The sequence below is a fragment of the Bacillota bacterium genome, from assembly GCA_013314855.1.
Lineage (GTDB): Bacteria > Bacillota > Clostridia > Acetivibrionales > DUMC01 > Ch48.
This window is the reverse complement of the sequence record JABUEW010000148.1, coordinates 1-9,430: the sequence shown is the minus strand read 5'-3', so window position 1 is coordinate 9,430 and position 9,430 is coordinate 1. Positions and strand designations below refer to the sequence as shown.

Genomic DNA, 9,430 nt, shown 5'->3' with positions numbered 1-9,430 from the left:
CTTGTATATGTTTTATATGCTATATGTTTATATGCTATGTACATATTATAAGCATAAAAGCCGCATAAAATCAATACAAAAATAAATAAGCAGGTAATCTTGCCTTACCTGCCCTCTATTCCTAAATATTTTAATATCTATTGCTACTGCTCTATTTGTTTGCCTAAAAACCCCGCAGCAGATTCTGCAAGCTTCTCTTCAACTTCTCCCATACGCACATCGGGATTTGTCGAAAGAAGTATCACGGCTCCTATTGGGTCGCCTTCTGAAATAATAGGTTTTATAATTTGAGATGTGTATCGTCTTTCTCCGTTTTCATCCGCAGTTATTTTTATGGTATTCTCTTCCGGAGATTTTACAACAACCGTAGATTTCTCATTAATTACTTTTTCAAGGTCCTTGCTTAAGGACTTATCAATAAAATCTTTCTTTGAAGCGCCCGAAACAGCAATTATCGAGTCCTTATCAGCTATACATGTTATATGGCCGCTGGTCTTGTGGAGGGATTCTGCATATTGGCTTGCAAATTCACTTAGTTCACCAATTGGTGAATACTTTTTAAGTATTATCTCTCCTTCTTTATCAGTAAATATCTCCAGAGGATCACCTTCCCGGATCCTCAATGTTCTTCTTATCTCTTTTGGTATAACAACCCTTCCAAGGTCATCTATCCTTCTTACTATACCCGTAGCCTTCAATGTAACTACCTCCTCCAAAAACTAAAATTTAATTACATTTTTAGTATTATTTTTTTGTTGGAGTTTTATACATCTTAGGAAAAACCAACAGGAATGAGTTACTTTATTGAGTTGTAAACAGACTCATTTTTCACAACTTTATACTTAGGATCCTTCTTCCACTCTTCCAGCCTTTCCATATATTTTGCAACTTTAACACCTTTAATCCCAAACTCCCAATATTCCTTTGCACATCTTAAACTAACAGGTTCTCCCTGGGGGATTTTTTCCTCAAGTTTAATTATATGATATCCGGAATCAGTTTTAACCATATCTATATCGCCTGGCTCTAATTTAAAAGAAGTTTCTTCAAATTCCGGCATCATATAGCCCTTGCCGAATACATAATCTCCACCATGTTCAGCTGAACCCGGATCTTCAGAATTCTCTTTAGCAAGAGTTGCAAAATCTTCCCCTTTTTTTGCCCTTGCCAGTAAATCTTCCGCCTTCTTTTTTGCTTCTTCCAATTTATCTCCGGACAATTCTTCCTGGGTTTCCTTATCTACGGTTAATATAAGGATATGTTTTACCCACACTGCTTCTTCCCCGTTTGTCCTATAGCTTGAGTCTTTGAATGCATCAGGAAACTTCCCGTAATATTCTTCAATTTCATCTTCACTTGCTTCTATAGACTCCATTTCTTTTTGAACCAGCTTGTTTCTCAGGAGATAATCCTTGTAAATCTCTTTAAAATCATCCAGGCTAATCCCGTAAATTTCCATATAAGCAGAATTAGCAGCTGATTTGCTGCTATATTGGGCAATTATTGAATTTATGCTCGCTTCAATGTTTTCTAAATCAGTCTTGTCCAAAGATAACTTCTGTTCTCTGGCTTTCATCAACTGAATCTTGAGTTCCCTGATATTTTCAAGAGTTTTCTTTTTTGCAATATCTATAGCCTTTTCTCCACCGGTAATTGTAGTATCCCAAAAAGTTTCAGGGTCAGGATTCCCTGCAATGGCTAACATATTATCTTTTTCTTGTTCTAAAAAAAATCTGAACTCATCAACACTGATCTTCTCTCTCCCCACAGAAGCTACATAACTTTTAGCATAGGTGGAAAAACCTGCCACTGCAGCAATTATCACTATTAATACAGCAATTCCTATTAATACGTATAATGTATATTTATTTTTGTTAACTGTTTCTTTCCCGGTTTTACTGCCGGATTTCTTATTTTTTTTATTAATAACACTCTTCAAAGTATATCTCTCCTCTTAATAATCTTGCTTATTTTATTATACATCAAGTATTCATATTACTTCAAAGCTTTTAATGTCATGTAACAAAATCTTAATATTTTCAAGGAGATTTTCTCTATTCATTCCGGATATTTTATACCTAAGATAAGGACTGGTACCAGCATTAAATAGTATCTGCCCTTTATATTTGGCGGCAAGTTTTCCTAAAGTTTCAATACTTATGCTGTCTCCATCCCTTAGCTGTAGAATAATTGAACCGTCTTTTTCATTTATAGCTATAAAGCCCAAATCCTTTGCCAGGGCCTTTATATATGCTATTTGTATTAAGTTTTCAACAGGAGGGGTTAACTCCCCATAACGGTCCAACAACTCATCTCTTATATCCAACATATCTTCCTCGTTTTCAATGGATGCTATTTTCTTATACATTTCTATTTTCTGGATTTCTGTGTTTATATACTCATCATCTATATAGGCATTAATATTTAAGTCTATAGTTATTTCCACGTCTTTTTGGACAGGCCGTTCGCCTTTTAATTCCTTTATCGTCTCATCAAGCAACCTGCAATACATTTCATAGCCCACAGATTCAATATGACCATGCTGCTCAGGCCCTAAAAGGTTGCCCGCCCCCCTTATTTCCAAATCCCTCATGGCAATCTTAAACCCTGAGCCGAATTCTGTAAATTCTTTTATGGTCTGAAGCCTTTTTTCAGCAATTTCAGTTAAAACTTTATCTTTCTTGTAGGTTATATAAGCATATGCCTGCCTATTTGAGCGCCCTACCCTTCCCCTGAGCTGATATAATTGGGCCAGCCCCATTTTGTCTGCATCTTCCACAATTATGGTATTAACATTAGGCATATCAAGCCCCGATTCAATTATGGTAGTACACACAAGCACATCAAAATCCCCTTTTAAAAAGGCAATCATTACATCTTCAAGTCTTCTTTCTTCCATTTGTCCATGAGCAATACCCACCCTTGCTTCAGGGACCAGTGTCTGTATTTGTGAAGCTTTAACGTCAATAGTCCGCACCTGATTGTAAAGGTAAAAAACCTGCCCTCCCCTGCTCAATTCCCTGATAATGGCATCTTTTATTATTTCAACATCATATTCCATTACGTAAGTCTGTACAGGGTAACGTTCTTCAGGAGGTTCCTCTATAACACTTATATCTCTTACACCTATAAGCGACATGTGAAGGGTTCTGGGTATAGGAGTAGCTGTAAGGGTAAGAACATCCACATCAGGACGAATGTTCTTAAGGCGCTCTTTATGCATAACACCAAAACGCTGTTCTTCATCAATTATCAGCAAACCTAAATCCTTAAACTGGATATCCTTCTGCAACAACCTGTGGGTGCCTATCAATACATCAATATGCCCCTTCTTTAAGTCTTTTAGTATTCTGTTTTGCTCCGCCCTTGTTCTGAACCTGCTTATCATCTCAACAGTAATGGGAAATTCCTTAAACCTCTCTTTAAAATTATTATAGTGTTGCTGAGCCAACACTGTGGTAGGCACAAGGAAAGCAACCTGTTTCCCGTCCATAACTGCTTTAAATAGGGAACGCAATGCCACCTCTGTTTTCCCATATCCCACATCACCGCATAAAAGCCTATCCATAGGCTTTTCCAGTTCCATATCTCTTTTTATTTCTTCCACGCATTTTAGCTGGTCTTCCGTCTCTTCATAAGGAAATAAATCTTCGAACTGCTTTTGCCATATAGTATCTTTGGAAAAAGCAAAACCTTTAATTGCCTTCCTTTGAGCATACAGCCTTATTAATTGTTCTGCTAATTTTTTTAATGATTCTTTTACTTTCTTCTTTGTTTTAATCCAATCGCTTCCGCCAAGCTTGCTTAATTTAGGAGCTTTTCCCTCAGCTCCAATATATTTTTGTATGGTATCCAGCTGGCTTGTAGGTACATAGAGAAAATCACCCTGCTGGTACCTTATTTTGATATAGTCCCTTGTAATATTGTCAACCACAAGTTTCTCTATTCCCAAATATTGGCCTATGCCATGGGTCTGATGTACTACATAGTCTCCTGGGTTTAAGTCGGTAAACAGGCTAATCTTTACACCTTTAGCTTTTTTATGAATTTTCCTGGTTCTCCTGGCATATCCAAAAACTTCCCTGTCACTTACTACAACCAGCCCTATAGAAGGATATTCAAACCCCTTATTGAGACTGCCTAGGGTGATAATTACCTTGCCCGGTAAAAGTTTAACATCTTTGCCTTCCAGGTATATTGCTTCAATATTGTTTAATGCAAGTCTGTCACGGAGTTTTTCCCCATGTGCCGTTGTTCCTGCCAATATGACAATTTTGTTATTTTTCTTCTTCCAGTCTGCTATATCATTTGCAAGCATATCCATGAATCCGTGGTATGAAGGCAATTGTTTGCATAATATGTTGTAGTTCCTGGATGCATTAGTTTTATAAGTATACCCATATTCCCTTGAAACAACAGTACTAATATGAATAATTGCCTCTTTTTCCAACCTTGCAGCTGTATCCTCATAGTCATAGTATATTTCAATGTTTGAAGGTAGAATTCGAGCTTTTTCCAAAAGCCCTTTACATACCTCATGGTGCTCTAAGAGCAAATTGTCCACCCTCTGGCTTATCCTGGAAGTCTCATCTAAAAAAATAATCTTATTTCCTTCCATGTAATCTAACAAATGACCTGGATCATCCAGAATATACGGTATATACCTATCTGCTCCAGGGAAATAGGGGTTTGACTCAAATCGTTCAATATCCCGTTCCATGTTTGCTTTAACCTGTTTTATAAATTCCGAATCCTTCTTTTTGATTAACTTTTTAGTATAGTTGTCCAAGTCCTCTTTTATCTTATTAATTACTTCATTCCTTTTATTGCCTGGACATATTATTTCCCTGGCAGGCAAAACTTTAACTTTGTCAAGTTTATCTATGGAACGCTGGGTCAGGGAATCAAACACCCTGATAGAATCAACTTCATTGACAAACAATTCTATCCTGAAAGGCTCTTCCTTGTCTACAGAAAATATGTCTACTATTCCTCCCCTTACGGAAAACTGCCCTTTCCCTTCTACAATATCTGTCCTCTCATATCCCATATCCGTAAGCTTTTCTATTAATTTCTCCAAATCTATGCTTTCTCCTGATTCAAAGAACAATATGTTATCGGAAAAAAGCCGTTTTGAGGGCAGTTTATGAGAAACAGCTTCAATAGATGCAACAATAAACCGGTATTTACCTTCCAATATTTTGTCAAGTACTGCTATACGCTGGAAAATGGTATCATTACTTTTGGCTTCCACATCATGGTATAAGATTTCTTTCGTTGGGAATAAAAGCACATTATCACCAAAGAAAAATAAAAAGTCTTCATAAAAACGCCTTGCCTGAATTTCATTATAAGTAATAAACAGCCCTTTACGGTTAAGGTGACTTACGACAGCATAAGCAAAATGGGCCTTTTGAGAATCTGACGGGCCTATTATATTTACTTTAGCTGCATCGTTTTTAACAGACTCCAGTATTTTATTATATCCTTCAAGTTCAAAAAGAGGTTCAGTTAACCATTTCATCCTTATTTTTCCATAAATTTTTTATAATAATGGGTATTAACCGTTAAATCTTGCCATTGCTTCATCAACGCCTGATTTAATTATTGTAACCACAGCTTCTGCTGCTCTCACAATACTGTTGTCGATAACAGCCCTTTCATCTTTAGTAAACTTCCCCAGGACATGGCCCACAATATCCATGCCTTCTGGTGGCTTGCCTATCCCTATCCTTACCCTTGGAAAAGCATCCGACTGCAACTGGTATATAATCGACTTCATTCCATTATGGGTTCCGGCGCTTCCGCTTCGGCGCACCCTGATCTTTCCAAGGGGCAAATCCACATCATCATATACCAGTATTAACCATTTCATGCAGATTTTATACCATTCCACTATATCCCTTATGCTTTCTCCGCTGGCATTCATGTATGTTTGGGGCTTTACAAGCAAAACTTTTTTATCCTCTATATAGCCATCCCCAATAAGGGCCTTATGCTTAAGCTGCTTCACATTTATATCAAACTTCTCCGACAACATGTCAATAGTATCAAAACCTACATTATGCCGGGTATTCCTATACTTTATCCCCGGATTCCCCAGTCCTGCTATTATGTGAAGTTCTTCCAAAAAAGGTACTCCTTTCCTATCATCGTGTACTTTTGTGAGGCATCATGTCATGTAAAGAGAGAACTTATGGACATATCACCATAAATTCTTTCAATAGCCTCTGCAAATATTGGGGCAACAGAAATTGATACTATTTTATCTATTCTTTTTTCCTTGGTCAATGGTATTGTATTCAGTATAACAAGCTCCTTTATCGAAGAGTTTTTAATCCTTTCCACAGCAGGGCCGGACAATACTCCATGAGTTCCGCAAGCATATACCTCCTTTGCTCCCGCTTTGGTCAATGCATCAGCAGCGTTAACAATGGTCCCTGCCGTATCTATCAAGTCGTCTATCAGTATAGCCTTTTTACATGAAACATCCCCAATTATATTCATAACCTCGCTTACATTAGCCTTTGGCCTTCTTTTATCTACAATCGCAATGGGTGCATCAAGACGCTCGGCAAGCTTTCTTGCCCTGGTTACACTTCCCACATCAGGTGATACTATTACCAGATCCTCCAGGTCGTGGAACTTTTCCTTAAAATATTCCGCCAATATAGGCACTCCCAGGAGATGATCCACGGGTATATCGAAAAATCCCTGGAGTTGGGGGACATGGAGGTCCATGGTAAGCACCCTGTCAGCCCCGGCAACTGTAATAAGATTAGCTACTAATTTGGCTGAAATCGGATCTCTGGCTTTTGCTTTTCTGTCCTGCCTTGCATATCCAAAGTACGGAATAACTGCCGTAATTCTTCCTGCAGAGGCCCTTTTAAGAGCATCCATCATTATAAGAAGCTCCATAAGGTTATCATTTACAGGATAACAGGTAGATTGAATTACAAATACATCGGAGCCTCTTACCACTTCACCGATATTAACTTCAGTCTCTCCATCGCTAAACTTGCCTACAGTAGCAATTCCTACAGGAAGCCCTATTTTTTCAGCAATTTCTTCTGCTAATGCCCTGTGTGAGTTTCCTGAAAAAATTTTTATATCTTTACCATGTATATTCATTCTATACCCTTCCTTCTGCCTTTCTTTACTCTCTTGTTTATTTATTCCTTTCTCTCCATGCCTTTTTTTCTAACCCAATCTTCCTTTATTACCTGCCTCTCTCTTGCTATTGCAAGGGAATACTCAGGAATATCATCGGTAATTGTCGAACCTGCTGCAATATAGGAATTATCCTTAACCTCCACAGGAGCTATAAGGTTTACATTACACCCCACAAAAGCATTGTTCCCTATAATTGTCCTGTTCTTTTCTTTCCCGTTGTAATTTACAGTAATAACTCCGCAGGCTATATTAGTATTCCTTCCTACAATAGCATCCCCTATATAAGCAAGGTGAGGTATTTTTGTCTTGTCTCCAATGACAGACTTCTTCAATTCAACGAAATCGCCGATTTTAACGTTATTTCCTATTTCGTTGCCGGGCCTTATATATGCAAAAGGTCCGACGGTAGTTTTATCACCAATGACACTTTCTACTACAATGGAATTCACAAATTCCACCCCATTACCTATAGTTGAAGAAATTATTCTACTGTTTGGACCAATTATACAGTCTTCTCCTATTTCACTACTGCCTTCAATTATCGTTCCTGGATAAATAACGGTATCCATGCCTATTTTCACGCCGTCATCGATAAATGTAGAGTTCGGATCAATTATCGTCACTCCTTCCCGCATATAATTTTCATGAATTCTTTTTCTCATTATTTCCGACACCTGGTATAATTGAATTCTATCATTAATACCCAGTATTTCCTGGGGGTTTTTAACTTCATAAGCCCCAACCTTAAGTCCCTTCTTTAAAAGTATTTCAATCGTATCAGTTATATAGTATTCGCCCTGGTCATTATTATTGTCCAAATCCTTGAGAGCAGATAACAAATCCTTTATACAAAAGCAATACATCCCTGAATTAATTTCTTTGATATTCCTCTCTTCAGGAGAAGCATCCACGTGTTCAACAATTCTAACTACACTCCCGTCCGGGTCTCTGACTATTCTGCCGTAACCTGAAGGGTCATCCAGTACTGCCGTGACAATTGTGGCCTGGCAACCACTATTTTTATGGAATGCAATAGCATCATTCATAGTCTTCGGAGAAATTAAAGGTGTATCTCCATACAAAATAAATACAAGTCCTTCTCGTTCTCTTAATAGGCTTTCAGCCTGAATTACTGCATGGCCTGTACCCAGCTGTTCTTCTTGAAATACATACTGGTATTTATCACCCAGGTATTCTTTTACCTCGTCAGCACGATGTCCAACCACAATTATGGTCTCTGTAAAACCGGCTTTTTCCACAGCGTTACAAACCCAGCTTATAACCGGTTTCCCACAAATCTTATGTATAACCTTTGAGTGTTTTGATTTCATTCTTTTACCTTCACCGGCTGCTAGCACCAATGCTATTAATTTATTCATGTTTTACTCTCTCCTCCTAAGTTATATTCTCTCACTTTTTATTGAAATTTTCAACTTATTTTATTTGCACATGCTGTTACATCCTATATATCTATATTCTATATATATATTATAGATTGAAATAAGAAAAAATGGGTACATAAAAATATAGCCTACAAGTAAACCATGTAGACTATGACCTGAGAAAACAATTTTTCCTCCAATAACAATTCAATAGTAAATTTTAATATATTCCTTAAGATTCAAGGAACAGCCTTTTATTCTCCCAGCTCAAATATTCTTTTTAATCAAATTCACCATGATATCGGATTATGATGAATTTTTAGTTTAGGCATATACCTTAAATTATTGCTCAACAGAGCAAAGTTTAAGTTTTAATTAATTATTTTTGTTATACAGTTGTCCCCTGATTCTCAGTTGTTGCCGCTTCATATTTTTCAAGGATTGCTTTTTGTATTTTTTCCCTTGTAGCAGCATTTATCGGGTGTGCTATGTCTTTAAATTCACCACTGGGAGTTTTTCTGCTTGGCATTGCAATGAACATGCCGTTTTGACTTTCAATTACCTTAATGTCATGGACAACAAAATCATTGTCGAAGGTAACTGAAACAACAGCTTTCATTTTGCCTTCTGCATCAATTTTCCTGATGCGAATGTCGGTAATTTCCATTGATGTTACCACCTTCCGTTTTAAGTTGTAATTAATATATTCGATATAAATTTCTTTTTCCCTGCTTTTTTCTCATATTTTTTTATTTACATTTTCTCGTTCACGTTTATATTATATTACTTTTATTGATATTTTCCAATATTTATGAATATAATATTAACTGAATATTTTGACATATGCAATATTTTTAATACTTGATATAATAATT

General features: G+C 36.9%; 7 protein-coding genes. All 7 read right to left on the bottom strand.

Annotation, left to right across the window (positions count from 1 at the left end; all coding sequences use genetic code 11):
• Nucleotides 1-143 precede the first annotated feature (143 nt).
• Nucleotides 144-698 (bottom strand): stage V sporulation protein T, encoded by a 555-nt coding sequence (spoVT, locus tag HPY74_18115; GenBank protein ID NSW92541.1) that lies wholly within the window; start codon nt 696-698, stop codon nt 144-146.
• A 98-nt stretch (nt 699-796) separates the two neighbouring features.
• Entirely contained in the window at nt 797-1,939 is a 1,143-nt protein-coding gene (locus tag HPY74_18110; protein NSW92540.1) for a peptidylprolyl isomerase, read from the bottom strand.
• Between the two features lie 51 nt (nt 1,940-1,990).
• Nucleotides 1,991-5,524 (bottom strand): transcription-repair coupling factor, encoded by a 3,534-nt coding sequence (gene mfd, locus HPY74_18105; GenBank protein NSW92539.1) that lies wholly within the window; start codon nt 5,522-5,524, stop codon nt 1,991-1,993.
• Nucleotides 5,525-5,560: 36 nt separating this feature from the next.
• Entirely contained in the window at nt 5,561-6,130 is a 570-nt protein-coding gene (locus tag HPY74_18100) for an aminoacyl-tRNA hydrolase (GenBank protein ID NSW92538.1), read from the bottom strand.
• Nucleotides 6,131-6,177: 47 nt separating this feature from the next.
• The gene (locus tag HPY74_18095) at nt 6,178-7,131 is read right to left on the bottom strand and encodes a ribose-phosphate diphosphokinase (protein ID NSW92537.1); all 954 of its coding nucleotides are present in this window, start codon (nt 7,129-7,131) and stop codon (nt 6,178-6,180) included.
• A 41-nt stretch (nt 7,132-7,172) separates the two neighbouring features.
• A complete protein-coding gene (gene glmU, locus HPY74_18090) occupies nt 7,173-8,552 on the bottom strand; it encodes a bifunctional UDP-N-acetylglucosamine diphosphorylase/glucosamine-1-phosphate N-acetyltransferase GlmU (protein NSW92536.1) in 1,380 nt (459 codons plus the stop codon).
• Nucleotides 8,553-8,943: 391 nt separating this feature from the next.
• Nucleotides 8,944-9,222 (bottom strand): septation regulator SpoVG, encoded by a 279-nt coding sequence (spoVG, locus tag HPY74_18085; protein ID NSW92535.1) that lies wholly within the window; start codon nt 9,220-9,222, stop codon nt 8,944-8,946.
• Nucleotides 9,223-9,430 lie beyond the last annotated feature (208 nt).

Coding starts and splice junctions, on each gene's coding strand:
- mfd (NSW92539.1), bottom strand. CDS start 5,524: ATGAAATGGTTAACTGAACCTCTTTTTGAACTTGAAGGATATAATAAA.
- HPY74_18095 (NSW92537.1), bottom strand. CDS start 7,131: ATGAATATACATGGTAAAGATATAAAAATTTTTTCAGGAAACTCACAC.
- glmU (NSW92536.1), bottom strand. CDS start 8,552: ATGAATAAATTAATAGCATTGGTGCTAGCAGCCGGTGAAGGTAAAAGA.
- spoVG (NSW92535.1), bottom strand. CDS start 9,222: ATGGAAATTACCGACATTCGCATCAGGAAAATTGATGCAGAAGGCAAA.